At 70.2% G+C, this 26,988-nt stretch carries 29 protein-coding genes; 10 read left to right on the top strand and 19 right to left on the bottom strand.

All coding sequences use genetic code 11. From position 1 onward, the window contains the following. Window positions 1-3 precede the first annotated feature (3 nt). Genes ACU6XJ_RS24025 through ACU6XJ_RS24010 form a run of 4 tightly spaced genes read left to right on the top strand, consistent with a single transcriptional unit; the run spans window position 4 to window position 2,532 of the window. On the top strand, window positions 4-702 hold the full coding sequence (locus tag ACU6XJ_RS24025; RefSeq protein ID WP_476315978.1) for an energy-coupling factor ABC transporter permease: 699 nt from the start codon (window positions 4-6) through the stop codon (window positions 700-702). Continuing rightward, window positions 702-1,046, top strand: a complete 345-nt coding sequence (locus ACU6XJ_RS24020; protein WP_476315975.1) for a PDGLE domain-containing protein — start codon at window positions 702-704, stop codon at window positions 1,044-1,046. Before ACU6XJ_RS24025 ends, ACU6XJ_RS24020 begins: the two co-directional genes overlap by 1 nt. After that, entirely contained in the window at window positions 1,043-1,807 is a 765-nt protein-coding gene (gene cbiQ, locus ACU6XJ_RS24015; protein ID WP_476315972.1) for a cobalt ECF transporter T component CbiQ, read from the top strand. The genes ACU6XJ_RS24020 and cbiQ overlap by 4 nt, the downstream gene beginning before the upstream one ends. Beyond that, a complete protein-coding gene (locus tag ACU6XJ_RS24010) occupies window positions 1,795-2,532 on the top strand; it encodes an energy-coupling factor ABC transporter ATP-binding protein (RefSeq protein ID WP_476315969.1) in 738 nt (245 codons plus the stop codon). The genes cbiQ and ACU6XJ_RS24010 overlap by 13 nt, the downstream gene beginning before the upstream one ends. An 11-nt stretch (window positions 2,533-2,543) precedes the next feature. Here ACU6XJ_RS24010 and ACU6XJ_RS24005 read toward each other — a convergent pair whose 3' ends face one another. The 3 genes from ACU6XJ_RS24005 to ACU6XJ_RS23995 all read right to left on the bottom strand — a co-directional run bounded on the left by ACU6XJ_RS24005 (window position 2,544) and on the right by ACU6XJ_RS23995 (window position 5,299). Then, entirely contained in the window at window positions 2,544-3,599 is a 1,056-nt protein-coding gene (locus tag ACU6XJ_RS24005) for a lytic polysaccharide monooxygenase auxiliary activity family 9 protein (protein ID WP_476315966.1), read from the bottom strand. A 195-nt stretch (window positions 3,600-3,794) separates the two neighbouring features. Beyond that, complete coding sequence (locus ACU6XJ_RS24000) at window positions 3,795-4,535, bottom strand: lytic polysaccharide monooxygenase auxiliary activity family 9 protein (RefSeq protein ID WP_476315963.1); 741 nt, start codon at window positions 4,533-4,535, stop codon at window positions 3,795-3,797. 23 nt (window positions 4,536-4,558) lie between these two features. Continuing rightward, a complete protein-coding gene (locus tag ACU6XJ_RS23995) occupies window positions 4,559-5,299 on the bottom strand; it encodes a lytic polysaccharide monooxygenase auxiliary activity family 9 protein (RefSeq protein WP_476315960.1) in 741 nt (246 codons plus the stop codon). Between the two features lie 139 nt (window positions 5,300-5,438). Here ACU6XJ_RS23995 and ACU6XJ_RS23990 point away from each other — a divergent pair, with 139 nt between their 5' ends. Beyond that, window positions 5,439-5,864: a hypothetical protein gene (locus ACU6XJ_RS23990; RefSeq protein ID WP_476315957.1), complete on the top strand. Its 426-nt coding sequence runs from the start codon at window positions 5,439-5,441 to the stop codon at window positions 5,862-5,864. Window positions 5,865-5,904: 40 nt separating this feature from the next. Here the strand turns inward: ACU6XJ_RS23990 and ACU6XJ_RS23985 are convergent, their stop codons facing one another. From ACU6XJ_RS23985 to ACU6XJ_RS23970, 4 genes are all read right to left on the bottom strand, one after another. Next, a complete protein-coding gene (locus ACU6XJ_RS23985) occupies window positions 5,905-7,170 on the bottom strand; it encodes an SPFH domain-containing protein (protein WP_476315954.1) in 1,266 nt (421 codons plus the stop codon). A gap of 4 nt (window positions 7,171-7,174) precedes the next feature. Next, window positions 7,175-7,603 carry an NfeD family protein gene (locus ACU6XJ_RS23980; RefSeq protein WP_476315952.1) on the bottom strand — a complete coding sequence of 143 codons (429 nt, stop codon included), beginning with the start codon at window positions 7,601-7,603 and terminating at the stop codon, window positions 7,175-7,177. A gap of 139 nt (window positions 7,604-7,742) precedes the next feature. Beyond that, window positions 7,743-8,294 (bottom strand): HAD family acid phosphatase, encoded by a 552-nt coding sequence (locus ACU6XJ_RS23975; RefSeq protein ID WP_476315949.1) that lies wholly within the window; start codon window positions 8,292-8,294, stop codon window positions 7,743-7,745. Window positions 8,295-8,437: 143 nt separating this feature from the next. Then, a complete protein-coding gene (locus ACU6XJ_RS23970) occupies window positions 8,438-9,265 on the bottom strand; it encodes an RDD family protein (RefSeq protein ID WP_476315946.1) in 828 nt (275 codons plus the stop codon). 52 nt (window positions 9,266-9,317) lie between these two features. On the opposite strand from ACU6XJ_RS23970, the gene ACU6XJ_RS23965 reads away from it, so the two are divergent. Beyond that, window positions 9,318-10,325, top strand: coding sequence for a stage II sporulation protein M (locus tag ACU6XJ_RS23965; RefSeq protein WP_476315943.1), 1,008 nt, complete (start codon window positions 9,318-9,320; stop codon window positions 10,323-10,325). A 13-nt stretch (window positions 10,326-10,338) separates the two neighbouring features. On the opposite strand, the gene ACU6XJ_RS23960 is transcribed toward ACU6XJ_RS23965, so the two are convergent. The 6 genes from ACU6XJ_RS23960 to ACU6XJ_RS23935 all read right to left on the bottom strand — a co-directional run bounded on the left by ACU6XJ_RS23960 (window position 10,339) and on the right by ACU6XJ_RS23935 (window position 16,653). Then, window positions 10,339-11,634: a DUF58 domain-containing protein gene (locus ACU6XJ_RS23960; RefSeq protein ID WP_476315940.1), complete on the bottom strand. Its 1,296-nt coding sequence runs from the start codon at window positions 11,632-11,634 to the stop codon at window positions 10,339-10,341. Continuing rightward, on the bottom strand, window positions 11,634-12,617 hold the full coding sequence (locus ACU6XJ_RS23955; protein ID WP_476315937.1) for an AAA family ATPase: 984 nt from the start codon (window positions 12,615-12,617) through the stop codon (window positions 11,634-11,636). The genes ACU6XJ_RS23960 and ACU6XJ_RS23955 overlap by 1 nt, the downstream gene beginning before the upstream one ends. Continuing rightward, entirely contained in the window at window positions 12,614-13,741 is a 1,128-nt protein-coding gene (locus tag ACU6XJ_RS23950) for a DUF4350 domain-containing protein (RefSeq protein ID WP_476315934.1), read from the bottom strand. Before ACU6XJ_RS23950 ends, ACU6XJ_RS23955 begins: the two co-directional genes overlap by 4 nt. Beyond that, on the bottom strand, window positions 13,738-14,373 hold the full coding sequence (locus ACU6XJ_RS23945) for a DUF4129 domain-containing protein (protein WP_476315931.1): 636 nt from the start codon (window positions 14,371-14,373) through the stop codon (window positions 13,738-13,740). Before ACU6XJ_RS23945 ends, ACU6XJ_RS23950 begins: the two co-directional genes overlap by 4 nt. A 7-nt stretch (window positions 14,374-14,380) precedes the next feature. Then, window positions 14,381-15,541, bottom strand: coding sequence for a DUF7847 domain-containing protein (locus tag ACU6XJ_RS23940; RefSeq protein WP_476315928.1), 1,161 nt, complete (start codon window positions 15,539-15,541; stop codon window positions 14,381-14,383). A 314-nt stretch (window positions 15,542-15,855) separates the two neighbouring features. Continuing rightward, complete coding sequence (locus tag ACU6XJ_RS23935) at window positions 15,856-16,653, bottom strand: DUF3097 domain-containing protein (RefSeq protein ID WP_476315925.1); 798 nt, start codon at window positions 16,651-16,653, stop codon at window positions 15,856-15,858. Window positions 16,654-16,777: 124 nt separating this feature from the next. Between ACU6XJ_RS23935 and ACU6XJ_RS23930 the strand changes: the two genes are divergently transcribed. Next, window positions 16,778-17,551 (top strand): hypothetical protein, encoded by a 774-nt coding sequence (locus ACU6XJ_RS23930; RefSeq protein ID WP_476318609.1) that lies wholly within the window; start codon window positions 16,778-16,780, stop codon window positions 17,549-17,551. Window positions 17,552-18,368: 817 nt separating this feature from the next. On the opposite strand, the gene ACU6XJ_RS23925 is transcribed toward ACU6XJ_RS23930, so the two are convergent. Genes ACU6XJ_RS23925 through fabG form a run of 3 tightly spaced genes read right to left on the bottom strand, consistent with a single transcriptional unit; the run spans window position 18,369 to window position 20,964 of the window. Then, window positions 18,369-19,418: a ferrochelatase gene (locus ACU6XJ_RS23925; protein WP_476315922.1), complete on the bottom strand. Its 1,050-nt coding sequence runs from the start codon at window positions 19,416-19,418 to the stop codon at window positions 18,369-18,371. A 19-nt stretch (window positions 19,419-19,437) separates the two neighbouring features. Then, window positions 19,438-20,217, bottom strand: a complete 780-nt coding sequence (gene fabI, locus ACU6XJ_RS23920; RefSeq protein ID WP_476315919.1) for an enoyl-ACP reductase FabI — start codon at window positions 20,215-20,217, stop codon at window positions 19,438-19,440. Window positions 20,218-20,259: 42 nt separating this feature from the next. Further along, window positions 20,260-20,964, bottom strand: a complete 705-nt coding sequence (fabG, locus tag ACU6XJ_RS23915) for a 3-oxoacyl-ACP reductase FabG (RefSeq protein WP_476315916.1) — start codon at window positions 20,962-20,964, stop codon at window positions 20,260-20,262. A 216-nt stretch (window positions 20,965-21,180) separates the two neighbouring features. On the opposite strand from fabG, the gene ACU6XJ_RS23910 reads away from it, so the two are divergent. From ACU6XJ_RS23910 to ACU6XJ_RS23900, 3 genes are all read left to right on the top strand, one after another. Then, on the top strand, window positions 21,181-21,720 hold the full coding sequence (locus ACU6XJ_RS23910; RefSeq protein WP_476315913.1) for a trypsin-like serine protease: 540 nt from the start codon (window positions 21,181-21,183) through the stop codon (window positions 21,718-21,720). Next, a complete protein-coding gene (locus ACU6XJ_RS23905; RefSeq protein WP_476318607.1) occupies window positions 21,653-21,928 on the top strand; it encodes a trypsin-like serine protease in 276 nt (91 codons plus the stop codon). The genes ACU6XJ_RS23910 and ACU6XJ_RS23905 overlap by 68 nt, the downstream gene beginning before the upstream one ends. 253 nt (window positions 21,929-22,181) lie before the next feature. Next, window positions 22,182-23,942 (top strand): ABC transporter ATP-binding protein, encoded by a 1,761-nt coding sequence (locus ACU6XJ_RS23900; RefSeq protein ID WP_476315910.1) that lies wholly within the window; start codon window positions 22,182-22,184, stop codon window positions 23,940-23,942. A gap of 4 nt (window positions 23,943-23,946) precedes the next feature. On the opposite strand, the gene ACU6XJ_RS23895 is transcribed toward ACU6XJ_RS23900, so the two are convergent. From ACU6XJ_RS23895 to ACU6XJ_RS23885, 3 genes are all read right to left on the bottom strand, one after another. Continuing rightward, window positions 23,947-24,912: a VWA domain-containing protein gene (locus ACU6XJ_RS23895; RefSeq protein WP_476318605.1), complete on the bottom strand. Its 966-nt coding sequence runs from the start codon at window positions 24,910-24,912 to the stop codon at window positions 23,947-23,949. An 8-nt stretch (window positions 24,913-24,920) separates the two neighbouring features. Further along, window positions 24,921-25,802, bottom strand: coding sequence for a DUF58 domain-containing protein (locus ACU6XJ_RS23890; RefSeq protein WP_476318603.1), 882 nt, complete (start codon window positions 25,800-25,802; stop codon window positions 24,921-24,923). A 62-nt stretch (window positions 25,803-25,864) separates the two neighbouring features. Next, window positions 25,865-26,929, bottom strand: a complete 1,065-nt coding sequence (locus ACU6XJ_RS23885; RefSeq protein ID WP_476315907.1) for an AAA family ATPase — start codon at window positions 26,927-26,929, stop codon at window positions 25,865-25,867. Window positions 26,930-26,988: the final 59 nt, after the last annotated feature.

The raw sequence follows: 26,988 nt of genomic DNA, 5'->3' as shown, positions 1-26,988 counted from the left end.
TTCTTGACCATGACGGTGGCCATGCACCTCAGCGACGGAATCCTCAACGGCACGACCTCCCTGCTCTTCGGCCTGATCGCCGTCGTCGCCCTTGCGGTGGCGCTGGTGAAGGCCAGAACGGAGTTGGACGACCGCACCGCACCGATGGCGGGCCTGGTCGCCGCGTTCATCTTCGCCGTGCAGATGATCAACTTCCCGGTGCTGCCCGGTGTCAGCGGCCACCTGCTCGGCGGTGCGCTGGCCGCAATCCTGGTCGGCCCGTGGACCGGCGCGCTGTGCGTTTCGATCGTGCTGGTCATGCAATCGCTGCTGTTCGCCGACGGCGGCATGACCGCGCTCGGCATCAACATCACCAACATGGCTCTGGTCGGCACCGCGGTCGGCTACGCCGCCGCCGTCGCCCTGCGGCCGCTGGCCGCAAAGGGCGGCGCCCGGCTCGCCGGGGTCGTCTTCTTCGCCGCGCTGCTCAACACGGTGGCCGCGGCGTCGGCGTTCGTGCTGGAGTACGGCATGGGCGGCGACGTCGGGTTCGCACTGCCGAAGGTGGCCGCCGCCATGATCGGCGTGCACCTGCTGATCGGTGTCGGCGAAGGCGTCATCACCGCGCTCACCGTCAACGCGATCGCCAAGGTGCGGCCCGATCTCATTTACCTGCTGCGCCGCTCCCCCGCCGCCGCGCCCGCCCAGGAAGGTGCCTTCTGATGCCCCGCCGTTCGATGCGCTTCCTGGTGTCCTTCGGCATCGTCACGGTGCTCATCGCCGGGATCTTGAGCTACTTCGCCGACAGCGACCCGGACGGCTTGGATTCGGTGATGCAGCAGGGCTGCACGGTCTCGGAGACCGAGCAACTGGACGGTGAGTGCATCGCACAGCGCGCCGCCGAGCACCCGCTCGCGGAGAGCCCGCTGGCGGACTACACCGTCGGCGGCGACGACAGCCTGACCGGCATCGCCGGTGTGCTCGGGGTGCTGGCCACCGTGGCGGTGGCGGGCAGTCTGTTCTGGCTGCTGCGCAGGCGTTCTCCCGACACCCGCACCGACGCGTGAGCGCTGGTCACACCGCCGTCCTGTACCTACCCGGCCGCAGCGTCGTGCACCGGCTGCGACCGGAGATCAAGGTGGTCGCCGCCCTGCTGTTCATGGCGGCGGTCGTCGCGACGCCCCGGCACGTGTTCACGGCCTTCGGCGCCTACCTGTGCACGCTGGTCGCGGTGCAGGCCATCGCAGGCATCCCGCCTCGCTGGCTGGCGGTGCGCGCCACGATCGAGGTGCCCTTCGTCGTGCTGGCATTCGCCCTGCCGTTCACCGCGGGCCCGCCCACCGTCTCCGTTGGGGGCGCCGAACTGTCCGTGGAGGGGCTGCTGGCGGGGTGGAACATCCTCGCCAAGGGCACCCTCGGCGTGCTGACCTCGCTCACGTTGGCGGCCACCACCACACCCCGCGACCTGTTGCTGGGCTTGCAGCGCATCCGGGTGCCCGCGGTGATCATCACGATCGCGATGCTGATGCTGCGGTACCTGGAGGTGATCCTCGCCGAGGCCCGTCGCATGCGCTTGGCCCGCATCTCCCGCGGCCACAACCCGCGCTTCCTCTGGCAGGCGGGTGCGACCGCACGCGGCGTCGGAGCGTTGTTCATCCGTAGCTACGAACGCGGTGAGCGCGTCCACGTGGCCATGCTCGCCCGCGGCTGGCGCGGCGCGATGCCCAATCCGATCCAGACAGAGAAGACGGTGTCCTCGTGGCCGCTGGGCCTGCTCCCCGCCGCGACGGGGCTGATCATCTGCGGAGTGTCGCTGTGGGCGGGCTGAGCCTCGCGCTCACGGTGCGCGGGCTGCGGTTCTCCTACCCCGACGGTCGGGAGGCGTTGCGGGGCATCGACCTCGCCGTCGAAGCGGGCGAGCAGGTGGCGGTGCTCGGCCCCAACGGCGCGGGTAAGACGACGTTCGCGCTGCACCTCAACGGTGTCCTCACCGCTTCGGCGGGCGGCGTGGAGATCGCGGGCCTGCCCGTCACCACCGCCAACCTGACCGAGGTGCGCCGCCGGGTGGGCGTGGTGTTCCAGGACCCCGACGACCAACTGTTCATGCCCACGGTCGCCGACGATGTGGCGTTCGGGCCTGCCAACTTCGGCGTGCGGGGCGAGGACCTGCGGCGCCGAGTGCATGGTGCGCTGGAGTCTGTGGGGATGGCCGAGCACGGCGACCGCTCTCCCCTGCACCTCTCCGGCGGGCAGCGCCGCCGGGTGGCGCTGGCGGGGGTGCTCGCCTGCGAACCGGAGATCCTGGTGCTGGACGAGCCGTCCGCCAACCTGGAACCGGTGGCCCGCAGGGAACTTGCGGAGCTGCTGCTGGGCCTGAACCGGACCATGCTGATGGTCACGCACGACCTGCCGTACGCGTTGCAGCTGTGTCCGCGCAGCGTGATCCTCGACGACGGGCGCATCGTGGCCGACGGACCGACCGGGGAGCTCCTCGCCGACGCGGGCCTGCTGGCCAAGCACCGGCTGGAGCTCCCCTACGGCTTCCGCCTCTGAAGGCCTTCGGCTCAGAACGGCCAGAACCAGCTGTACCAGCGGGTTTCCTTGTTCGCCGCAGCGGTCTTGAGCTGCTGCTCGTGCTGGTGGATCTGCGCGTCGGACACGCCGAACCGCTGGAGCGGGCCTGAGCAGCTGCCGGTCTCCTGCCAGCTCGACCAGGACTGTGCGGCGGAGGGCTCACTGCCGGTGGACCACCACTTGGAGTCGTAGCTCTTGCCCTGGTGGACGACCTGCTCACCGGGCTCGTAGTTCTTCGACGACAGCCACTCGGACGCCGCGCAGGCCTCCGCGCCGGGCGCGGGTTTGGGCTGCGACGTCGGGCCAGGCGCGGCGCTCGTGGTGGGCGCGGGCGTCGGGCTCGCGGTCGGCTTCGGCGGGGCCGGTGACTGGGACGGCTGCGGCTGAGTGGGGGTGCCCGCACCGCCGAAGACCACATCGGAGCAGGAGTAGAACGCCTCGCCGCTGTCGGGCTTCTGCCGCTGCCAGATCACGTAGATCAGGTGGCGGCCGCTCTTGTTCGCGGGCAGCGTCATGGGAATCCGGTACATGCCGTTGGTGGCCACCGGGTCCTTCACGGAGGCGAACGGCTTGGCGTCCAGGTCCGACCACTTCAGGGGCGAGGTCGGGTTGTAGCCGTCGCGGGTTACGTAGAAGTCCCACACGCCCGCGTGCGGGGCGCTCGCTGCGTAGTTGAAGGTGAACCTGCTGCCCGCGTTCAACGGCGTGGCGGGCCAGTCGGCGCGGGCCAGGTCGAGGCCCTTGTACTTGTCGCGGCCCGCGCTGCACAGCTTTCCGTCGGGGATGCGTTCCTTGTGGCGGCCCGCGACATCGCCGATGTTGACTTCGTTCCAGTCGTAGAAGGCCTGAGCGCCGCCCGCGGCGAGCGCTGCCTTGCAGGCGGCCGACTTGGGATTCTCCGGCCCTTCCTTCTTACAGGTCAGCACGCGGCTGGCGGGGTTGTCCGCCGAACCGTGAGCGCTCGCGGTGCCGGTGGTGACCAGGCCGGAAAGCGCTAAAGAACCGATGACGGCGGCAACGGTCGCCACCGCACGTGCTGTTCTCAAGACGTCTCCTTCATCGCAGGGGACAAAACGGCGCGCTTCGAGCAAGCGCTACCAAAGTTTCACCGGTTTGGACCTTGTGGAACCACCACCAAGAAGCCCCAGTGCGGAGACGCCTTTTCACCCACAAGCAGCAACGGGTGCGATGAACGAATGGCTCGTCATCGCACCCGTGTGCTTGCTCGACTCATGCTCGACTCAGAACGGCCAGAACCAGCGGTACCAGTCCTTATCGGCCGCGGCACTGTGTGCCGCGTGCCCGTGCCCGCCGCTGAACGCGGGCGCACCGCTGGATGCCTCGGTGTGCGCGCCGCCGCCGAACACCACATCGGAGCAGGAGTAGAAGGCCTCGGCGCTGTCGGGCTTCTGGCGCTGCCAGATCACGTAGATCAGGTGCCTGCCCTGCTTGGCGGGCAACTGCACGTTGAACGTGTAGCTGCCGCCGGAGACCCGCGGGTTGGTGACCGAGTGGAACGGCGCGGACTCCAGGTCCGACCACTTCAAGGGTGAGGTCGGGTTGTAGCCGTCGCGGGTGATGTAGAAGTCCCACACGCCGGGGTGCGGAACGGGCGCCGCGTACTTGAACGAGAACCCGCCGGCAGACAGGCTGGTCGCGGGCCAGTCGGCACGCGGCAGGTCCAGCCCCTTGTACTTGTCCCGGCCCGCGCTGCACAGCTTGCCGTCCGGGATCAGCTGCTTGTGCTGACCGTTGGCATTGGGCTGGTTGACCTCGTTCCAGTCGTAGAACACCCAGGAACCGCTCGAGGCGACGGCCGCCTTGCACGCCGCCGACTTCGGGGTTTCGGGCCCTTCGTTCGCACACTGCAACACTCGGCTGACCGGGTTGGACGCCGAACCGTGCGCGCTCGCGGTGCCTGGGGTGATCGCGGTGGCGACCACCATCGAGCCGAGCAGTGCCAACGCACTCAACGCTTTCACAGCTCTCCTCCAATCACAGGGAATCAGAACGGCCAGAACCAGCGGTACCAATTGGTCTGCTCCGCCGATGCCGGCTGGGCGCCGTGGTGGTGCGGATCGGCGACGGAGGCCATCTGGGGGGTGGGGTTCGGGTTGGCCGCTGCTCCGAACACGACGTCGGAGCAGGAGTAGAAGGCCTCGGCGCTGTCGGGTAGCTGCCGCTGCCAGATCACGTAGATCAGGTGCCTGCCGGTCTTGGCGGGCAGCTTCAGATCGATCTGGTAGCTGCCGCCGGCCAGCGGCGGGTTGGTGGTCTTGTGGAACTGCTCCAGGTCCGCCCACTTCAGGGGTGCGGTCGGGCTGAAACCGTCACGGGTCACGTAGAACTCCCAGACGCCGCGGTGCGGCGCGCTGGCCTTGTAGTTGAAGCGGAACTGCGTGCCTGCGTTCAGCGACGTCGCGGGCCAGTCCGCCCTGGCCAGGTCGAGACCGCGGTACTTGGCGCGGCCGGCGCTGCACAGCTTGCCGTCCGGGATGCGCTCCCGGTGCTTGCCGCCGACGTCGGGCAGGTTGACCTCGTTCCAGTCGTAGAAGGCCTGCGCCCCACCTGCCGCGGCAGCTGCCTTGCAGGCCGCGGACTTCGGGTTCTCCGGTCCTTCATTGGCACAGGTCAGCACCCGGCTCATCGGGTTCTGCGCACTGCCGTGGGCGCCCGCCGTCCCGGGCATGATCACTGCGGTCAGAGCAAGGCCTCCGACCAGAACGGCGACACGTGAAAACCTCACAGCGCCTCCTTCACTTGCAGGGGTTATGAACATGGCGCTGTGCCGAGTGTCACTGGTCTAGACCTTTAGGGGCTAGACCCATTCGGTGTAGTGCCCTTCAGCGGCCTGGTCCGTAATGGGCAAGTGGGACGATGGGAACGTGGCGAACGAATGGGATTTGACGCTGCGCGTGTTGGCGGTCGTGGCGGCGCCGTTGGCCGCGATCCTGGTCCCGGTGATCGACCGGGGGCGGCGTCGAGCCCGCCTGGATCGAGAGATGACGAGAGCGGCGACGATCCTCGCCGCCGCGCCCGTGACAAGCAAGGTGCACGCGCGGCTGCTGGCCCATTTCGAGCAGGTCGGCGAACGCTATCTCGCGGCGCGGCTGCCTCGGCGGTGGGATTGGTCAGAACTGATCGCGGCGGGCATCTTCGTACCGCTTACCGTGGTAGCCGGTGTCATTGCCTGGTCATATCGGGACCCGGCGGGCCTGTTGGACACCATCTGGTTGACCGGGTCCCTGGTGGCAGCAGGCTGGTACGCGTACATCGCGTTGTCCAGCCTGTACGTCTTCTTGCGCAGATAGCGCCCACCCGGCAGTGCCAGGTGGGCGCATCAGCCTGCGGTCAGGACAGTTCCGTCGGCGACGGGTGCGTTCCCGGGGCCGTGGGGTCGGGCTTGGCCGTGGAGGCGGGTGTGATCGGCGGCGCCGAGGGCAGACCGGCCGGCGGCTCGTCCAGCACCGGCGGGGCGACCAGCGGCTTCACCGCGGGAGTGGCCACGCCTGGCGGCGGGACCTCCTTGCGGGCCACCGCCTCCGCCTCCTGCACCGCGCGGGCGACGTTGGGATCGCTGGAGACGTCGAACCAGTCCGCGATGGACTCGTCGTCGACCTCCGGGCGGGATTCCACGGGCTCGTCCTTGGGCGGTTCGTAGCGGAACACGCCGTCGTCGCCCTTGGCGCCGAGCATGCGGGCGAAGCCCTCCAAGGACTTGTTGAAGTCGCTGGGGATCACCCACACCTTGTTGGCATCGCCCTGCGCCATCTGCGGCAGCGTCTGAAGGTACTGGTAGGCCAGCAGTTCCGGGGTGGGCTTGGACGCCTTGATGGCGGCGAAGACCTTCTCGATGGCCTTGGCCTGGCCCTGCGCCTGGAGGTACCGGGCGGCGCGCTCACCCTGGGCACGGAGGATGCGGGACTGCCGCTCGGCCTCGGCGGCGAGGATGGCGGCCTGCTTGGCGCCTTCGGCGGCGAGGATCTGGCCCTGCTTCTGGCCTTCGGCGCTCTTGATCGCCGACTCGCGCTGGCCCTCGGCGGTGAGGATCATGGCGCGCTTCTCCCGGTCGGCGCGCATCTGCTTCTCCATCGAGTCCTGGATGGACGGCGGCGGGTCGATGGCCTTGAGCTCGACGCGGGCCACCCGGATGCCCCAGCGGCCGGTGGCCTCGTCCAGCACCCCGCGAAGCTGTCCGTTGATCTGGTCGCGGGAGGTCAGGGTCTCCTCCAGGCTCATGCCGCCGACCAGGTTCCGCAGCGTGGTGGTGGCCAACTGCTCGACACCGACGATGTAGTTGGAGATCTCGTACACCGCGGCGCGCGGGTCGGTGACCTGGAAGTAGACCACGGTGTCGATGGAGACCGTGAGGTTGTCCTGGGTGATCACCGGCTGCGGCGGGAAGGACACCACCTGCTCGCGCAGGTCGATGCGGGCCCGGATGCGGTCGAAGAAGGGCACCAGGAAGTTCAGGCCGGGCGCGGCGACGGTACGGAACTTGCCGAGCCGTTCGACCACGGAAGCCTGCGCCTGCGGCACGACCAGCACCGACTTCGCCACCGTCACGATGACCAGCAGAATCAGGACCAAAAAGACGATGAGCGTGATGACGTCCACTTGCCTAGTCTCCCCACACAACAGCGGTTGCCCCGGAGATCTCCACGACCGTGACCGACCTTCCGGGCTCCAGCACCTGCGTCGCGTCCAGCGCACGTGCCGACCAGATCTCGCCGCCGATCTTCACCTGACCGGCGCTCGCATCCACAGCAGACACCACGGTCGCCTTGCTGCCGATCAGCGCCTCGACGTTGGTCTTGGTGGCCTCGACCGCGGTGAGCCTGCGCTTGAGCATCGGCCGGGCGAAGGCGATCAGCCCGAACGCGGTGACCGCGAACACGATGAGGTCCAGCCACCATTGCCCGAAGAGCCCTTCGGCGCCGGCCGCCGCGAGGGCGGCGGCACCGATCATGAGCAGCATGAACTCCCCGGAGATGATCTCCGCGGCGATGAGCAGTACGCCCGCGATCAGCAATATCAGTGCTAGCGACACCCCTCCATCGTCGCAGATCCGCGGTGTCGATGTTGGCGCTTGAAGCAAAGATCAGGCGAAGAAGGTCCGATCACCCTCCAGCCGCAGGCTCAGGGCCCGCGTTCCGATGCGGAACGCGGGCCGCAGCCGCTGGGATCGGTCAGCTCAACTGGCCGTCGTAGTCCGGGAGCTTGAACTTCCGGTCGTAGTAGCCGCCCGCGAAGTCGGTGGCCAGGTTGCCGATGTTGGCGGTGATCCGGTAGCCCTGCTCGGTGAAGGACTTGCGGCAGCGCAGCTTGCCCGCGCCCTTCTCCTCGCCGCTGCGCCGAAGGCAAATCTTGTCCGGCGCGTATCCCGCGTCGCGGAGTTGCCGCAGCGACGACTCCTCGCCACCGGTCTTGCGCGCGGACACGATGAGCACACTCATGCCGAGCCGCTGGGCTCGCTTGGCGGCGTCAAGGACGGGCCGGTTCGCGTGCCCGGGGTTGTACTCGGTTTCCAGCGCCGTGTTGTCGATGTCCAGCACGATCGCGGCGTCGGTGCCCTGGGCGCCGTCGAGATAGCCGTTGACGCCGGTCAGAGCCTGGCGGACGTCGCTCTGCCACTGGTCGTAGTCGGGCAGGCTCGGCGCGACCGCATGCGCCGGTGCCAACGACTGCGTCATCACGGCGGCGAGCACGCCTGCCAGCGTCAGGGATTTCAGCAGGGGCATAGTCGATATTCCACTTCCACGAGAAAACCTGCACGGATTTCCGCGCAGACGCGAATATCCTGCACGATCTTGCTGCCTAATCCGCAGCATTGACGGCAGTCCGCAGTGGAATGTTCATTGCACGTTCACGGCTCGATCGACGACTACCGCGGGGGCGCGAACGGATTGTCGTTCTGCGCCGTGGGAGCAGGCTGCGGTGCCTGCGCCGGCTGTGGCGTGGCCGGGAAGTAGCCCGCTTGGGCGCGGTTGCGGCGCTCAGCGAGCACCGCTGCCAGGTACAGCTCGGGGGTGAGGCCGGGCGGCGGCGGGACGGCGATCTGGCCGCTTACCTCGTTCGCCAGCCGCTGCCCCAGTTCGAGGCGGGCGGTGGGGCTGAGTTCGTGCCAGCGGCCGAGGTACTGGCGTACGGCCAAGGCGAGGTCGTCCCGCAGCCGGGACAGGTCGAGGCCCGCCGCCCAGCCCGCCAGGTGCGGCGGCATCTCGAAGGTGAACCCGGCTTGGGCGGGCATCCGCTCACGGATCACCACGGTGCCCGCGAGGTAGTCCCCCACCCGCTTGCCCTGCGGAGACAGCAGGGAGACCACCATCGCCACCGCGCCGAACAGGCCCAAGCCCCAGAAGTCGACGAACACGCCGCTCAGGCCGCGCACCAGTGCGTGCCGGAAGCGGATCGGGCCGCCGTCGTCACGCACCACCCGGAGGCCGAAGGCCAGCTTCCCCAGCGTGCGGCCGCGGGTCAGCGTCTCCATCAGGACCGGATAACCGGCCAGTACCGCGATGCCGATCACCAGCGCGACGGTGGCGCTGAGCGCGCTGTCGATGTCGGCATCGGCCGTCGCCGCGATCACGGCCAACCCGACCAGCACCACGAGTTGCAGCGCGAGATCGAGCAGGAACGCCAGGCTGCGGCTCGCCAGCCGGGCCACCTGAAGCTCGACGACCACGGCATCGCCGGTAACAAGGTTGGTCACGGCGACTAGTCTCCCTCGTGCGCACAGCGCGCCGACAGCCTGGGGAGGTTTCGTGGACGTCGATGTCTTCGTGGCGGCCCACCGTGCCGAATGGGACCGGCTGGACGCGTTGCTGCGCCGCGCGAACTCGCTGCGCGGTGCGGAGGCCGATGAGCTGGTCACGCTGTACCAGCGGGCAGCGACACACCTGTCGATCGTCCGCTCCTCGGCGCCCGACCCGACGCTGATCGGCACGCTGTCCTCACTGGTCGCACGGGCGCGTTCGGCGGTAACCGGCACGCACAACCCGGCGTGGCGGGAGGTCGGGCTGTTCTTCGCCCGCCGCTTCCCGGCCGCCCTCTACCGTTCCTGGCGCTGGTGGGTGCCGACCAGTGCGGTGTTCCTGCTGGTCTCGGGCCTGCTCGCGGCGTGGGTGGCGGGTAGCCCCGAGGTGCAGGCGACGATCGCCTCCCCGGAGGAGGTCCGCGAGCTGACCAAGCCGGGCGGGGAGTTCGAGACCTACTACTCCAGCGACCCCGCGGCGTCCTTCGCCGCCAAGGTGTGGACGAACAACGCCTGGGTGGCTGCGGGCTGTCTGATCCTGGGCGTCCTGCTCGGCATCCCGGTGATCTACATCCTGTGGCAGAACGCTCTGAACGTGGGCGTCAGCGCGGGCCTGATGGCCGCCGTCGGCAGGCTGGACGTGTTCTTCGGCCTGATCACCCCGCACGGCCTGCTGGAGCTCACCGCGGTGTTCGTCGCCGCGGGGACCGGCTTGCGGCTGGGCTGGGCCGTGATCGACCCCGGCCCCCGAACTCGGGCCGCGGCGCTGGCCGAGGAGGGCCGCTCGGCGGTCGCGATGGCAATGGGCCTGACCTGTGTGCTGCTGGTCTCGGGCGTGATCGAGGCGTTCGTGACGCCCTCCGGCCTGCCCACCTGGGCCCGCATCGCCATCGGCGCGCTCGCCGAGGTGCTGTTCCTGGCGTACGTGTTCATCCTCGGGCGGCGGGCCGCCCGCGCGGGTGAAACCGGAGATGTGGACGCCCGCTTCGCCGGGGACGCCGCTCCCGTGTCCGCGTGACAACAGCGGCGCGTCAGAGCAGGCCCGCGGCCTTGAGCTCCAGGTAACGATCCGCCAAGGCGGGCGGCAGTTCGTCTGGCGTCGCGTCGACGACGGTCACGCCGCGACGGGCGAGAAGCGCCTTGAGGTGACGACGTTCGCCCAGTGTGCGCTCGGCGGCTGCCGCGTCGTAGACCGCTTCGGCGTCGCCGCGGCCCCTGGCGAGTGCGCCGAGGGCGGGGTCGGACACCGCGGCGAGCAGCACGCGGTGGCGGGCGGTGAGCATGGGCAGCACCGGGATCAGACCGTGTTCCAGCGGGGCGGTGTCCAGGCCGGTGAGCAGCACGACGAGCGAGCGCCTTCGGGTGCGGCGCAGTACCTCGGCCACCATGCCGCGGGCGTCGGACTCCACCAGTTCCGCCTCCAGCGGGGCCATGGCGTTGACCAGCGAGGGCAGCAGTTCGCGGGCGGAGGAGCCCTGCACGCCCGCGCGGACCTGGCGGTCGTAGGCGATGAGGTCGACGCGGTCGCCTGCGTGCGAGGCCAGCGCGGCGAGCAGCAGCGCCGCGTCCATCGCGGCGTCCAGCCGGGGCGCGTCGCCGACGCGGCCCGCGGAGACTCGGCCGGTGTCCAGCACCAGCACGATGTGCTGGTTCTGCTCGGGACGCCAGGTGCGGACCATGACATCGGCGGCGCGGGCCGAGGCGCGCCAGTCGATGGAGCGGATGTCGTCGCCGATCACGTACTCGCGCAGCGAGTCGAACTCGGTGCCCTGGCCTCGGGTCAGCGCGGCGCTGCGCCCGTCAAGTTGGCGGAGTCTGTCCAAACGGGACGGCAGGTGACGGCGGCTGTGGAACGGCGGCAACGCTCGCACCCGCCACGGCACCTCATGTGAACCCTGCCGGGCGGCCAGACCCAGCGGCCCGACGGAGCGGACGGTGACCCGCGAGGCGTGGCGGTCGCCGCGGCGGGTGGGCGTGAGCCGCAACGTGATGCCGCGCCGCTCCCCCGCGGGCACGTCGATCGGGTACCGGTCGGACTCGACCCCCGAGCTTGGCGGCCAGGCGTCGCGGAGCAGTCCGCGGACCCGGCGGCGGCCTGGGTTGGTCACCGACAGCACGACCTCGGCGGTTTCGCCGAGCCGGACGGCGTCGGCGCCGGAGCGGGCGAACACCAGTCCGCGCACGGCGCCCGCCAGCAGCAGGTCGACGGCGATGCCCGCCGCGATCACCGCGCACACTAGCCAGATGCCGTCGGCCGATGGCATGAGCAGGCCGACCGCGAGCGCGCCGACCAGCGCGAGTAGCCCGGCGCGGCCGGTGAGTGCCATCAGCGGGGCACCGGGACGGCGGCGAGCACACCGTCCAGCACACCGTCGGTGGTCACGCCCTCCAACTCGGCCTCCGGGCGGAGTTCGAGGCGGTGCCGCAGCGTGGGGCGCGCGAGCGCCTTCACGTCGTCGGGGGTGACATAACCGCGGCCGGACAGCCACGCCCACGCGCGGGAGGCGGCCAGCAGCGCCGTAGCGCCACGCGGGGACACGCCGAGCCGCACCGAGGGCGAGACGCGGGTGGCGCGGCAGACGTCCACCACGTAGCCGATCACCTCGGGTGCCACGGTCACCGTGCGCACCGCGGCGCGGCCCGCCTCCAGGTGGGTGCGGCCCGCGACGGGGCGCAGCCCGGCGGCGACCAGGTCGCGCGGGTCGAAGCCCTCGGCGTGGCGGCGCAGGATGTCGATCTCGTGGTCGCGGGACGGCGCGGGCATGGTGAGCTTGAGCAGGAACCGGTCAAGCTGCGCCTCGGGCAGCGGGTAGGTGCCCTCGTACTCCACCGGGTTCTGGGTGGCGATCACGGTGAACGGGTCGGGCAGCGGGCGGGGCTGCCCGTCGATGGACACCTGCCGCTCCTCCATCGCCTCCAGCAGCGCCGACTGCGTCTTGGGCGGCGTGCGGTTGATCTCGTCGGCCAGCAGCAGGTTGGTGAACACCGGGCCCTGCCGGAAGGAGAACTCCGCGGAGTGCGCGTCGTAGACGATGGAGCCGGTCACATCGCCGGGCATCAGGTCCGGGGTGAACTGGATGCGGGTGGTCTGCAGGTCCAGCGCGGTGGCCAGCGCGCGGACCAGCAGCGTCTTGGCAACGCCCGGCACGCCTTCCAGCAGCACGTGTCCTCGGCAGAGCAAGGCCAGGATCAGTCCGGTGACCGCGGCGTCGTGGCCGACGACGGCCTTGCCGACCTCGGTGCGCAACGCGATCAACGCCTCCCGCGCGCTCTCGGCGTCGACGGTCAGGGCTTCGGTGCTCGTGGTCATCCTCGGCGTACCTCGTTCTCCAGTTGGTCCAACTCGTCGGCGAGCCGGACCAGCCCGGCGTCGTCGGCGGGTGCCGGACCGTACAGCAGGTTGTCCACTCCGGCCGCCGGGCGGCCGGAGCGGCGGGCGATCTCGGCGATGACGGCCTGCGGCTGCGCCTCGCCCGGCAGCGCCAGCAACGGGACCAGCCGGTCCCTGGCGGCCTGCCGCAACGCGGCCGCGGCATGGTCGACGGCCTTGGCGCGGCGGTAGAGCCGGGCCCTGCCCTCCACGGTCTCGGCGGCGCGGACCACCACCGGCAGGCGTTCGGCGACGACGGGTCCGAGGCGGCGGGCCCGCCACAGCGCTAGCAGCGCCACCGCGATCACCAGCATGAGCAGCCCGTACACCCAGCCGCGGGGCAGCAGTTCGAACGGCGAGCGCTGTTCGGGGTTGAAGGCGGGGTCGGACAGCGACGGCGAGTACCAGACCAGGTCGCGGTTGCCGCCCAGCAGGCGCATCGCGAGCGCGGCGTTGCCGTCCTCGTCCAGCGCCTCGTTGGTGAAGGCCTCGGCCGAGCCGAGCAGCGTCGTGTTGCCCAGCCGGACCAGGGTGGCGCCCTCGCCCTTGCGGTAGCACTGCTGGGCGTCCCGCTCGTCCGTCCGGTACAAGGTGCCGCCGGTGGTGGCGGAGCCCGCCGTCTTGGCGGCGTCGAGGTCACAGCCCGGTTCGCGGACCTCGGACACGGCGTCGCCGACGACCCGCACGGACTCGGGTTTCCCGTCGGAGGTGGGGCTGACCAGCACGACCGTGCGGGCGCTCGCGGTGAGCGAGGCCAATGTCTCCCCCGTGAGCCAGTCCGGCTTGGTGATGAACAGGGTGGCACCGTCCGAATCGGACAGTGCGACGGAGGTGTCGTCGGCCGTGGTCACCGGGTGCACCGTGACGCCCTCGCGCTGGAGAAGCTGGGCCAGCGCTCGGCTGCCGTCGGGGCTGACCGAATCGGGGTCGAGGCTGCCGACCTTGACGGTTTCCCTGCTCAGCACCGCCACGATGCTGACCGCGACGATGATGAACGCGATGACGATGGGTGCGCGGGCGGCACGCCAGACGCCGCGGGCGCCGAGGTCGGTGGAGGTGCTCATGGGACCAGCACCGGCCGTTCGGTGCGGAGCCTGGTGTCGAGTTCGGCCAGCCGGTGGTAGCCGTCCACTGTGGCCGGTCGCCCGCCGTACCAGACGTCGTCGAACATGCCTGCCGCCCAGCGGAGTTCCTCGGCGCTGGCGGGCAGCACGCGGCCTGCCTCAGTGGCGACCTCGTCCACGGTGCGCCCGGACCGTTCGTCGAGGATGCCGCGCTGGATGAGTTCCCGCACGACCGCCCGGAACCGTTCGCGGACGGCCTCGGCGACCTCGCCGCGGTGCAGGGCGTCCTCGGCCGCGACGCGGTGTTCGGCCGCGGTCTTCGGCCCGCCGGTGAACACCGGTGCCTGCCGTCGTCCGCTGTGCGCGACCTTGCCGACCCGCAGCCGCACGACGATGCCGACCACGACGGCGAGCAGCAGCAGGACGAGCAGCCCGAGCACGCCGGTGCCCGCCCCGCCCGCGGCGTCGAACAGCCGGTCAAGCTGCTCCACGATCCACCTCAGGGCGCGGTCCAGCAGCGAGGGTTCCGCCGCCCGGTAGATCGGGTCGGTCAGTTCCCGGCGGGCCTCCTCGCGCGCCTCGTCCCGTCCGATGTCGACGGGAACCTCCGACAGCCACCCAGCGATGCGCACCGGCTGATCACCCCGCGGGCGGTACCGGACCGCCTTGCGGCCCAGGCTGATCCGGTCGCTGTTGGTGTTCGGGCTGCTGGGCGGGATAACCGGGTGCGGCGCCGTAACCTAACTGCGCACCGTAACCAGGCTGCGCGGGATAGCCTGCCGGAGCCGAGTAGTAGGGCTGGGCGGCATAGGGCTGCTGCGGCGGGAGGGTGACCCCTGCGGCGCGGGCAAGCTCGATGTCCATGCCCTCCGAGCGGATGCGGCGGTCGACGTAGAGCAGCGCGGTGACGGCGGCGACGAACGGGTAGTACAGCGTGTTGCCGATGGTGCCGCCGATGGCCGAGAGCACCAGCCCGCTGGTGGGCAGCGCCGTCGCGTCGCCGGACAGCGCGCCGAACACACCGCCCGCGACGCTGAACGGCATGCTCACCACGCTGGAGACCAGGAAGCCGATGATGGTGGCCAGCAGCAGGATGCCGAAGGTGCGCCACCACGCACCGCGCAGCAGGTCCTTGGAGCGGCTCAGCGCCTGGCCGACCCCGGTGCGCTCCAGCACCAGCGCGGGTGCGGCGAGGCTGAGCAGCACGTACACCCACACTCCGGGGATGATGCAGAGCACGAGACCCACCAGCACCAGCAGCGAGTACACCACCGTCACGCCGAGCAGCGGCAGCAGCCGGGGCCGCATCTCCGCCCAGGCCTCGGCGAACGTGACCTCCGTGCCGAGCACGGCGCGACCCACCACGACGGTGACCAGGCCGCTGAGGAAGACGTAGCCGACCATCGCGGCGATGGCGGCGACCACACTGGTGGCGATGGTGGCGCCGAGCACCGGCAGCACCTCGTTGAGCGCTTCGTCCGGGCTGCGCGGTGTGGTCGGGTCCATCGCCATCACGCGGTTGAGCTCGTCGACGAACAGCAGCATCCCGGCGAGGTTGAGCAGCTGGACGACTGCGGCGACGATCGCGGACACGCCGAGCATGATCTTGGGGTATTTGCGCATCGTGGAGATCGCGCCGTCGAGGATCTCGCCGAGCCCCAACGGCCGAAGCGGGATGATGCCGGGCTTGACCATCGGTGGTTGCGGCGGACCCCAGCCAGGGCCTGGCTGCGCCACCGGCTGCTGCGGACCGGGTTGCCCACCCGGATCCGGCGCCGACCATCCAGGCGTCTCGGTCATCCAACCCCCCAGGTCACAAGGCCCCTGCCCACCGGTCGGCCTCAGCATACGGACCACGGCGGACACCGTCTCATTCGGTCGCGCGTCGAATCGATCATGCGGCGAGCGGCCCCCTCGGCGGTCCACCACTCGGGTCAAGGCGGGCTCGGCCGGTCGCTCGCAGCGGCAGCCGTTCTCGCATCGAGGCGTCCTGACGGCCCGTGCGGTCCTGATCGCCTGCGGCTCAGGCGCCACCCAGCAGACGCGGCAGGCCATCGTTCGGCCATCACGCAGACCGTCCGCAGCTGACGCGATCGCAGCCGGTCGAGACGCCCTTATTCGGTCACGAAGTCGATCAGCCGCTCGACCGCCCCGACGAGCGGAGTCTCCAGGTCGCGGAAGCTCGACACGCCCGCGATGACGCGGCGCCAGCCCTCTGCGGGCTCACCCCAGCCCAAGGCCGTGCAGATGCCTTCCTTCCAGTCGGTGCCGCGCGGGATGTTCGGCCAGGCCCGGATGCCGACGGCGGCGGGCTTGACCGCCTGCCAGACGTCCACATAGGGGTGGCCGGTGACCAGCACGTCGGGTTCTTCCAGTCGCTCGACGATGCGGGCTTCCTTGCTGCCCGCGATCAGGTGGTCGACCAGCACGCCGAGCCGGGCGCCGCGGTGCGGACCGAACTCCGCGATCCGGCCGGGCAGGTCGTCGATGCCGTGCAACGGTTCCACCACGATTCCCTCGACCCGCAGGTCGTGACCCCAGACCCGTTCGACCAGTTCGGCGTCGTGGATGCCTTCCACCCAGATCCGCCCGGCCCGCGCCGTGCGGGCCCGGTGGCCCTCGACCCGGACCGACCCGGACGCGCTCGTGCCCGCGGGCTTGGCCGCGGCGGCGGGTCGGACCAGGGTGACGGGCTTGCCGTCAACCAGGAACGCCGCCGGACGCAGCGGAAACAGGCGCTTGTTGCCGTGCCGGTCCTCCAGCACGACCGAGCCGGACTCCAGCCGCAGCACCGCGCCGCAGAACCCGGACGCCGGGTCCTCCACCACCAGCCCTGGCTCGGCGGGCACCTCCGGGATCTCCCGCCGGTTCCGCTTGCCGGACAGCACATCGCCGTAGTTCACCGATTTCACGGCCAAGACGCTAGCCCGCGAGACCCGTCCGTGGCCGCTGCCACGCGGGCGGGCGACATCCGGTTTGCGGACAAGCCGCCATTTGCCACGTAACCTTTCCCCTGTGCCATGTCCTAGCGCGACGATGGGCGTGTGGGTGTCGGCCTGGCTGCACGGAGCGGCAGCCGCGGACGACGTGCTGGACGCCCTCCAGACCTGGGCCGAGGTGCACGAGGTAGTGGCGGCCGACGACGGCACCGCCACGGAACTTGAGCTCCCCGGTGCCACCGAGCCGCCTGCCGGCCTTGCGATGCTGCTTGCCGGTCTGCGGCGCTGCGGCGCTGGCACATCGCGGCTCGCCCTGCCCGCCCCCGGCGACGTCCGGGGCTTGGGCGGCCCCAGCCCGTTCTCCCGCGCGGCCTTCCGCGTCGGCGAGGCCACCGTGCTGCCCGAGGTCGCGCTGGGCCTGGTGCCGGAGCAGATCGCCGAGGGCATCCTGCGCTGGACGGTCTACGCCACCCCGCCCGCCCCGCCTCGCGAGCACCTGCCGCTGGGTGAGGCCGAGCACATGCTGGCCACCGCCATGCGTCAGGCCACCCGCACATTGTCCGCTTTGGACGTCGCCAAGTACCGCCCCGGCGTGCGCGCCGAGATCGAGGCGGCACTGGGCGAGCGCACCAAACCCCCGTGGCCCAACGGAACGCCGGCCCGCGCCGTGCGGGTATTCCAGCGCGCGGCCGAGGTGGAGGCGATCCTCGAAGTGGCCGCGGGCGACTCCCTCGGCGGTGCGCTGTCGGCTTCGGTGGCCCGCGCCCGCAGCGAGGCCCTGCGCCCTCTCACCGACGCCATCCGAGCCGCCCGCTGCGCCGCCGTGGACGAAGCGGTCCGCGTCCTGGCCGACCGCGCGGGCCAACACTGACCAACGCACCACCCCGCACGCTGGGCCCGGAACTTTGGCGGCGATGCACCGGCGTGGTCGGTCATCGCGGTAGCAAGCTTCACCACACACCGAGGCGCTGTGACGTATTCGCCCCGCTACGGCTCGCGGGCTGGCGCGGTGCGGCCAAGGCTGGTCACCAACACGAACTCTCAGGCGCCCAATTCGTCGGCACCGGCCGGAACACCTGATTTGTCGGTGGCCGGTCGTAGCGTGATCAACGGGGGCGCCTCAGCACGGTTCAGCTTTCGCTGAAGCCGCCGAATTCGAGGAACCACCCATTCGAGATCACCGCTGATGGGCGCCGTATCCCTGGGAGGTCGTGATGTCGCCCTAGGGGAACATCATGACGACCTGCGGCGACATCATGACGGCTTGGGGGGCGATCGGAAAATGCGTCCCCCTGATCAAGGGTAGTCGGGGTGTCGAGTGGGTTTAGGGCTTGCGGGTGCGTTGAGGGCTTGTGGGGCCGGGGCGGTATCGGTGATAGCGAGCTGCGAGTTCCGGGCCGTATGAGGCTGATGGTCCATCTCGAAAGCGACGGCCAAACGCAACCGGCACGCGGAGGCCGTCCGCCGTGCGGGCCTGGGCGACTCGGCGGGGTGAGGAGACGACGGGCTCGGTGCCCGCTGGTACGGCGCAGCGCCAGCGCTGGGGGTCACGTGTGCGCCCGGTGGTCGCGGGCGTGATCCCAGTGCCGCGGTCGGGGAACGCGTGCACGGTGTCGGGTCGGAGGCGCGGCGTCGGTGCACAACGCCGTGTTCGAGGTGGCGTTCGTCGGGGTGGTGCGGGGTTGGGTTCAGGGGTTGCGGGTGGCGGAGACCGTGGGGCGGCGGGCGGGTTCGCAGCAGCCGGGAGCGCAGGGGGCGCCGTTGAGGGTGCAGCCTGCGGCCGGGAAGGTCTCCGACAATTTGCGGACGGGCGCGTTGGCGGTGTGCTCGGCGATCAGTTCGAGGACCATGCCGGGGAAGCGGACGTTGGTGCCGGGGGTGGCGGCTCGGGCGAAGGAGATGCCCAGTTCAGCCGCTTTGTCCTTGGCCTCGGTGTCGAGATCCCAGATCACCTCGAGGTGGTCGGAGACGAAACCGATGGGGCACACTACGACCGAGGTGACGCCTTGGTCGGCGAGGGCTTCGAGGTGGTCGCAGATGTCGGGCTCCAGCCACGGGATGTGCGGGGGGCCGGAGCGGGATTGCCAGACCACGTCGTACTCGGCGTCGACGTGCTGCGCCACCAGGCGGGCTGCCTCGTGGACCTGGCGGGAGTAGCGGTGGCCGTCGCCAGGGGGGCCTGCCGCCTCGTCGGCGCTGACGGGGATGGAGTGGGCGGTGAAGACCAGGCGGTAGCCGGCGGGTACTTCGCGGGCGGCGCGCTCCACGGCGTCGGTGAAGGCGGCGATGAAGGACGGGTGGTCGTAGTACTGGCGGAGTTTCACCAGGTCGGGAGCGTTCGGGACGGCGGAGCGGGCGCGGAGGATGTCCTCGTCGTATTGGCGGCAGGCTGAATAGCCGCCGAAGGCGCTGGTCGGGAAGACCAGCGCCTTTCGTACGCCGTCGGTGGCCATGCGGGCCACCGTGTCCTCGACCATCGGGTGCCAGTTGCGGTTGCCGAAGTAGACCGGGAGGTCGATCTCGGCGTCGCGCAGTTCCTCCTCGATGGCCGCGATCAGGTCGCGGTTGAGCTGGTTGATCGGCGACACACCGCCGAAGTGGTGGTAGTGCTGCGCGACCTCGGTGAGCCGTTCCGGCGGCACTCCCCTGCCCCTGGTCACGTTCTCCAGGAACGGAAGCACGTCATCGGGGCCTTCCGGCCCGCCGAACGACAACACGAGCAGCGCATCGAACTCCACCGCTCCATTCAACCAGCAGCTAAGCGCCGGGGGCCGTTCCCACCGCGTGGAACCCGCCATCGACGTGAACGATCTCACCGGTGGTGGCGGGGAACCAGTCGGACAGCAGCGCGGCGCAGGCCTGCGCGGTGGGGGTGGGGTCGGTGATCTTCCAGCCGAGCGGGGCGCGCTCCTCCCAGGCCTGCTCGAACTGCTCGAAGCCGGGGATGCTCTTGGCCGCCATGGTGCGGATCGGACCGGCGGCGACCAGGTTCACCCGGATGCCCTTGGGGCCGAGGTCGCGGGCCAGGTAACGGTTGCAGGACTCCAGGCCGGCCTTGGCAACGCCCATCCAGTCGTAGACCGGCCAGGCCTGGGTGGCGTCGAAGGTGAGGCCCACGATGGAGCCGCCTGCGGGCATCAGCGGCAGCGCTGCCATCGCCAGCGACTTGTAGGAGAAGGTGGAGATCTGCATGGCGGTCGCCACGTCCTCCCACGGCGCGGTGAGGAAGCCGCCACCCAGGGTGCTCTGCGGGGCGAAGCCGATGGAGTGCAGGACCCCGTCGAGCCCGTCGACGTGCTCGCGGACGCGGTCGGCGAGGCTGTCCAACTGCTCCTGGTTGGTGACGTCCAACTCCACCACGGGGGCGGGCTGGGGCAGGCGGCCCGCGATGCGCTGGACCAGGCTGAGCCTGCCGTAGCCGGTCAGGATGACCTGGGCGCCCTGCTCCTGGGCCACCTTGGCCACGTGGAAGCCGATCGAGGCGTCGGTGATGACACCGGTGATCAACAGGCGCTTACCGGCTAGCAGTCCGGTCACTGTTCCTCCGTCGTTTCAGGTGATGTCGGGTGTGCCGAGTGATCAGTGGCCCATGCCGAGGCCGCCGTCGACCGGGATGATCGCCCCGGTGACGTAGGCGGCGGCGTCGGAGGCGAGCCAGGTCGCCGCGCCCGCGATCTCCGCGGCGGCGCCGTAGCGGGCCAGCGGGATCTGCCCGAGCACCTCGTTGCGACGTTCCTCGGGCAGGGCGGCGGTCATGTCGGTCTCGATGAAACCGGGCGTGATGACGTTGGCGGTGATGCTGCGGGAGCCGAGTTCGCGGGCGATGGACCGGGCGAAGCCGACCAGCCCGGCCTTGCTGGCGGCGTAGTTGGCCTGGCCCGCCGAGCCCAGCAGTCCCACCACCGAGGAGATGTAGATCAGGCGGCCGCGCCGCGCCTTGAGCATGCCCCGGGTGGCGCGCTTGGTGACGCGGAACGCGCCGGTCAGGTTGGCGTCCAGCACGCGGGTGAACTGTTCCTCGCTCATCCGCAGCAGCAGCGTGTCATCGGTGATCCCGGCGTTGGCGACCAGCACCTCCACCGGCCCGTGCGCGGCCTCGACCTCGGCGAACGCGGTGTCGATCTGCGCGGCATCGGTGACATCGCACTTGACGCCGAGCAGGCCCTCCGGGGCACCCGATCCGCGATGCGTGACCGCGACCTTGTCGCCCTGCGCGGCGAACGCCTGCGCGATGGCGAGCCCGATGCCGCGGTTGCCGCCGGTCACCAATACCGACCGTGCCACAGGTTGCCTCCTCGAATGCCTGCCCAGCTTCCCGGCCCCACGCTATCGCCCGCGCCCGAATCCGAACCTGTCGGTCACGGCCAACGTTGCGAAGCCAACACTGTCCGGATCATGCAATCCCCTTAACTGAAGAGGAGCCTGACCACCGCCGTAGTGGCCCACGCGTGACCGAGCTATCACAGACACACCTTGCTGTTATGTGTGGAAGGGAAGCTCTTGCTTCGCAATCTGGGAATCGCGCTGGCTCTGTTGGCGGGTGCGCTGACCGCGCCCGCGGCGAGTGCGGCCGACGTCGAGCCCTACATCGTCGGTGGCCGTCCCGCCTCGGAGAACTACCCGGCGTTCGCCATGCTGTTCGTACCGGAGGGCTTCGTGTGCGTTGGCACGCTGATCGCCCCCACCTGGGTGGCTACCGCCAAGCACTGTCTGGAGCCCTACGGCCCGGTGACGTTCGTGCGGATCGGCGGCAACTCGTTCGGTGATGGTGAGCAGGTCGAGGTGACCCAGCGAATCGGCGCCCCTGGCGATTCCGATTTCGGGCTGCTCAAGCTCGCCAAGGCCGCCACCGCCACGCCGATGAAGGTCACGCGGACGCCGCTGGAGGCCGGGCTGCCGGTGCGGATCATCGGCCACGGCCAGACCTGCCCCGGAGCCGACCTGTGGCGGTGCGTCCAGGACGCTCAACGAACTGGACACCAAGCTGCACCCGACCCGCGACTGCTACGGCATCCACGCCGCCGAGATCTGCGTCGGTGACGCGGGCGGTGTCGGCAACACGAGCAAGGGTGCCTGCTACGGCGATTCCGGCGGCCCGGCCATGACCAAGGTCAACGGCGGGTGGGAACTCGCGGGCACCACCAGCCGCTCGGGCGGCGGCTCCGCGTGCACCTGGTACCCGTCGATCTACACCAGCGTGCCCGGCCACCGCTCGTTCATTGAGCAGCTCACCGGCCCGCTGCTCTGATACCGGCCGGCGTTTTCGCTGGCCGTACCTCGTGAGTGGTACAGCCAGCGAAAACGTGCAATCTGTTTCACTTTGGTCGCCGTGTGAACGGACCTGGGCAGCTGTAATTCGCTCGCGATCTCCTTGGCGCTTCGGCAGGATGGACGGGTTGTCCTGGTGATCACCACGGAGGAAACCAAATATGCCTGCGCCAGAATCCGGTGATGATTCAACACGTCTTGCTCCGGGAACCCGAATACGTGCTGTTCGGTTGGTGTTGCGGTACTACTGGGCCGAGCTGGCGCGGCGGCCGCGGCAGGCGGTGCCCGGCATGCTGTTGCCCGCGTTGGGGAACATCTGCGTTTTCTACCTGACGCCGCTGCTGGTCGGGACCCTGGTCGGGCGGTTGAGCAGTGGGCAGGCCGGGGACGTCGGTTCGGTACTGCCCTATGTGCTCGGGGTGGCCGGGGCGCTGCTGGCCGGGGAGGCGTTGTGGCGGATCGGTATCCATTTTCTGAACCGTGTGGAATCCTCGGGAATGGCCCGATTGAACCGGATTGCGATGCGGGAACTGCTGGCGAAGGACGCGGCGTTTTTCCACGATAATTTCGCCGGTTCGCTCACCAAGCGGGCGTTGAGTTTCGCCTCTCGGTTCGAGCTGTTCGTGGACACGCTGGTCTTCAATGTGCTCGGCCAGATCCTGCCGTTGGGTTTCGCGTGTGTGGTGCTGTGGAGCTACCATCCCGCGCTGGTGGCGGTGCTGCTCGGGCTTATCGCGGTGACCGGTTTGCTCGTCGCTCCGCTGATCCGGCGCAGGCAGGGGCTGGTCGACGAACGGGAGGTCGCCAGTGCGCGCGTGGCGGGCCATGTCGCGGACTGCCTGAGCAACATGGACACGGTGCGGGCGTTCGCGGCGGAGGAACTGGAGGCTGCCGAGCACCGAGCGCGAGTCGACGACCATCGCCGCCGCGGGCTGCGGGCCTGGGACTACAGCAACCTGCGCATCGACACCCTGATCTCCCCGTTCTCGGTGCTCACCACCGTCACCGGGTTGCTGCTGGCGGTCTGGCTGGCCAACGGTGGGCTTGGCGTGGCCGCGATCGTGGTGGCGTTCAGCTACTACAGCGGCGCCACCCGCATCATGTTCGAGTTCAACCCGACTTATCGGCGGCTGGAGAGCGCGATGACCGAGGCCGCGCAGTTCAGTGAGCTGCTGTTGGAGCCGCCGACGGTGCTGGACCCGCCGAAGCCCGAACCGTTGCGCTCCGGACCGGCCGACATCCGCTTCGACCAGGTTCGGTTCGGCTACGGCGATGGCCGACCGCTGTTCGATGGCTTGGACCTGACCGTCCCGGCAGGCACGAAGGTCGGCTTGGTGGGCCGCTCAGGAGGTGGCAAGAGCACGATCACCAAGCTGCTGCTGCGGCTGATGGACGTGAACGGGGGCCGGATTCTGATCGGCGGCCAGGACATCACCAGCCTGCGGCAGGCGGACCTGCGCAGTCTGATCGCCTACGTTCCGCAGGATCCGGCGATGTTCCACCGCACCCTGCGGGAGAACATCGCCTTCGGCAGGCCTACGGCCACCGAAGCGGAGATCCGCCAAGCCGCCGACGCCGCCCACGTCACCAGCTTCGCCCAAGAGCTGTCCCAGGGTTTCGACACCCTGGTCGGCGAGCGCGGGGTGAAGCTGTCCGGCGGCCAGCGGCAGCGGGTGGCGATCGCTCGTGCCATCCTCCGCGACGCACCGGTCCTGCTGCTGGATGAGGCGACCAGCGCACTGGACTCCGAAAGCGAGCTTCTCATTCAAGAGGCGCTCTGGGAGCTGATGCGCAACCGCACCACCGTGGCGATCGCGCACCGGCTGAGCACCGTCGCCCGGATGGATCAGCTGATCGTTCTGGACCGCGGCGAGATCCTCGAACAAGGCACCCACCACGCCCTGATCGAGTCCGGCGGCACCTACGCGGGCCTCTGGCAACACCAGTCCGGTGGCTTCCTCTCCGAACCCGAACCCCAGCCCGCAGGCCGGTGAGAGGTCAAGGCAGGCGCTGTCCCACCAGGAGACCGCACAGCACGGCGAGGACGGCGGCGATGGTGCCCAGCATGAGCCACGGTTTGCTGGCGTCGGTCTGCTTGATCTCGTAGCCGAACTGCTCTCCGAGCTTGGCGTAGATCTGCTTGAGTTCCTCTTCGGTGGCGGCTTGGAAGAAGTCGCCACCGGAGCGCTTGGCGATCTCCTCCATCGCGACGTCGTCCACCGGAACCGGCACCACCTCGTCGCCGATCTGGACCCGGCCGTGTTTGGTGCCGAAGGAGATCGTCGAGATGGGCAGGTGCTGCTCCCCCGCCATGTCGGCGGCTTCGTAGGCGCGGCCTGCCAGCACGGTTTCCTTGCCGTCGGTCATCAGCACGATGCTGGCGGGCGGCGGGCCGGTGGGGCCGCTCACCATCTTCCCGAAGGCCTCGATCGTGCGCATGGACGCCAGCAGGCCCTCACCGGTCGCGGTGCCCTCGCCCAGTTGGAGGTTGTCGATCGCCTGCTTCACCGCGACGCGGTCGGTGGTCGGGCTGACCAGCACGGTCGCGGCGCCCGCGAAGGTCACCAGGCCCAGGTTCACCCCGGGCGTGAGGGCGTCGGCGAACGTCTTCGCCGCGGCCTGCGCGGCCTCCAGCCGGGTGGGCTCGACGTCGGTGGCCTTCATGGACATGGACACGTCGATGGTGAGCATCACCGTGGCGCGGTTGCGGGGCACCTTCTGTTCGGCGGTCGGCCCGGTCAGCGCCACCGTCAGCAGGATCAGCGACACCAGCATCAACGCGATGGGCACATGCCGCACCCAGCCCTGGCGACGCGGGGCGACGCGGTCGAGCAGATCGAGGTTGGTGAAGCGCATGATCCGCACCCGGCGGCGGCGCTGGGCCAGCAGGTAGCCGACGGACAGCAGGATCACGGCGGTCAGCAGCACGAACCACCACGGCGCGGAGAAACCGCCAAGGTGCAGACCGAACATCAGGCCGCACCTCCCGACCAGCGCCGTTTGCGGGCCACGACGAAACGCACGGTATCGGCCACCCAGTCGGAATCGGTGCGCAGGACGAGGTGTCCGCAACCCGCGCCGCGCAGCACGGCGGCGACCCGGTCGCGGTGTTCGGCTGCCGCCGCGGCGAACTCCTTGCGCAGCAGCGGGGTGGTGCGGACCTCGCGCTGGCGCCCGCTTTCAGGGTCGGCCAGCACGACGGTGCCCACGTCGGGAAGTTCGATGTCGCGCGGGTCGAGCACCTCGACGGCCAGCAACTCGTGCCGCGCCGACAACGCGCGCAGCGGCTGCTCCCAGGTCAGCGGCCCGAGGAAGTCCGAGACGACCACGCACAGGCCCCGCCTCCGCGGCGGGCGCCGCAGCTGCTCCAGCACGGCGGACAGGTCGCCTCGGGTGCCTTCGGGCGCCCGAGGAGTCTGCGCCACGGTGCGGACCAGGGCGCGGGCGTTGGCCAGACCGCCGCGGGCGGGCAGGCGCTGCACGGTCTCGCCGTTGGCGATGATCGCCCCGATGCGGTTGCCGCCGCCGCTGGTCAGGTGCGTGATGGCCGCGACAGCGGCGGTGGCGAGCTCGCGCTTCTCGCAGGCGGCGGTGCCGAAGTCCAGGCTGGGCGAGAGGTCCACCGCCAGCCACGTCTCCAGCTCGCGGTCGGCGACGGTCTCGCGGATGTGCGGGACCGTGGTGCGCGCGGTGACCGCCCAGTCCATGCGGCGCACGTCGTCACCGGGCTGATAGGGCCGGGCCTCACCGGGCTCGGTGCCGGGACCGGGCACCAGACCGAGGTGGTTGCCTTGGAGCAGGCCGTCCAGCCGCAGCCGCACCTGGATCTCCAGGGTGCGCAGCGCGGCCTCCATCTTGTCGCCGCGCAGCACCGGCGGCGCCCAGGACGGCCGTGGGTCGACTGGCCGGTCGGGTTTCACGGGTGTCCGGCCATCCCGTGGGGTGCGAACTGGCCGGGTGCGCCCTGAGGCCTGGCGGAGACCTGCGGCAGCGGCACGGTCTGCAGCACGCGGGTGACGATGTGGTCGACGGGCACGCCCTCGGCGAGCGCGTCGTAGGAGAGCACGAGGCGGTGCCGGAACACGTCGGGCACCACGTCGACCACGTCCTGCGGCAGGACGTAGTCGCGGCCGCGAACGAGGGCCAGCGCCCTGGCGGCGGCGATGATGCCAAGCGAGGCACGCGGCGAGGCACCGTAGGCGACCCAGCTCGCGACGTCTGTCAGGCCGTGCTCGGCCGGGGTGCGGGTGGCGACGACGAGGCGGACCACGTAGTCCACCAGCGCGTGGTGCACGAAGACGTTGGCGGCGACCCGCTGTAGGCGGGTCAGCTCCTCGGGGGTGAGCACCTGGTGTGGCTCGGGCGGGTTCACACCCATCCGGTAGATGATCTCCCGCTCCTCCTCCACCGTCGGGTACTCGACGATGATCTTGAACAGGAAGCGGTCGCGCTGAGCCTCGGGCAGCGGGTAGACGCCCTCGTTCTCGATGGGGTTCTGGGTGGCCAGCACCAGGAACGGGTCGGGCATCGGGAAGGTCTTGCCGCCGATGGACACGTGCCGCTCGGCCATGACCTCCAGCAGCGCCGACTGCACCTTGGCGGGCGCGCGGTTGATCTCGTCGGCGAGCACGAAGTTGGCCACCACCGGGCCGAGTTCGACGTCGAATGCCTCCTTGCCCTGCCGGTAGATGCGGGTGCCGAGCAGGTCGGCGGGCACCAGGTCGGGGGTGAACTGGAGGCGGTTGAAGCTGCCGCCGACCACATGCGCGAAGGTCTCCACGGCCAGTGTCTTGGCCACACCCGGCACGCCCTCCAGCAGCAGGTGGCCCTTGGCCAGCAGGCCGACGAGCATCCGCTCCACGAGACGGTCCTGCCCGACGATGACCCGCTTGACCTCGAACACGGTGCGTTCAAGCAGCTGGGCGTCGTGAGCCGGTGTGGTGGGGGCCGAGGCGCCCTCCGCATGCCCAGCTTCGGTCACAGTGCTTCCTCCAACAGGTCGGCGCCGACGAGGTTATGCCGCGTCCCCCACAGCCAATC

The organism is Actinorectispora metalli (assembly GCF_056323685.1).
The sequence above is the reverse complement of the archived record's forward strand: the minus strand, read 5'-3'. Positions and strand labels throughout refer to the sequence as shown.

Bases quoted from the DNA above. Each gene is read 5' to 3' on its own strand.
- ACU6XJ_RS23930 (WP_476318609.1), top strand. From the start codon at position 16,778: ATGGGCGTGTGGGTGTCGGCCTGGCTGCACGGAGCGGCAGCCGCGGAC.
- ACU6XJ_RS23955 (WP_476315937.1), bottom strand. From the start codon at position 12,617: ATGACCACGAGCACCGAAGCCCTGACCGTCGACGCCGAGAGCGCGCGG.
- ACU6XJ_RS23960 (WP_476315940.1), bottom strand. From the start codon at position 11,634: ATGGCACTCACCGGCCGCGCCGGGCTACTCGCGCTGGTCGGCGCGCTC.
- ACU6XJ_RS24020 (WP_476315975.1), top strand. From the start codon at position 702: ATGCCCCGCCGTTCGATGCGCTTCCTGGTGTCCTTCGGCATCGTCACG.
- ACU6XJ_RS23950 (WP_476315934.1), bottom strand. From the start codon at position 13,741: ATGAGCACCTCCACCGACCTCGGCGCCCGCGGCGTCTGGCGTGCCGCC.
- ACU6XJ_RS23940 (WP_476315928.1), bottom strand. From the start codon at position 15,541: ATGACCGAGACGCCTGGATGGTCGGCGCCGGATCCGGGTGGGCAACCC.
- ACU6XJ_RS23975 (WP_476315949.1), bottom strand. From the start codon at position 8,294: ATGCCCCTGCTGAAATCCCTGACGCTGGCAGGCGTGCTCGCCGCCGTG.
- ACU6XJ_RS23890 (WP_476318603.1), bottom strand. From the start codon at position 25,802: ATGGAGGCCGCGCTGCGCACCCTGGAGATCCAGGTGCGGCTGCGGCTG.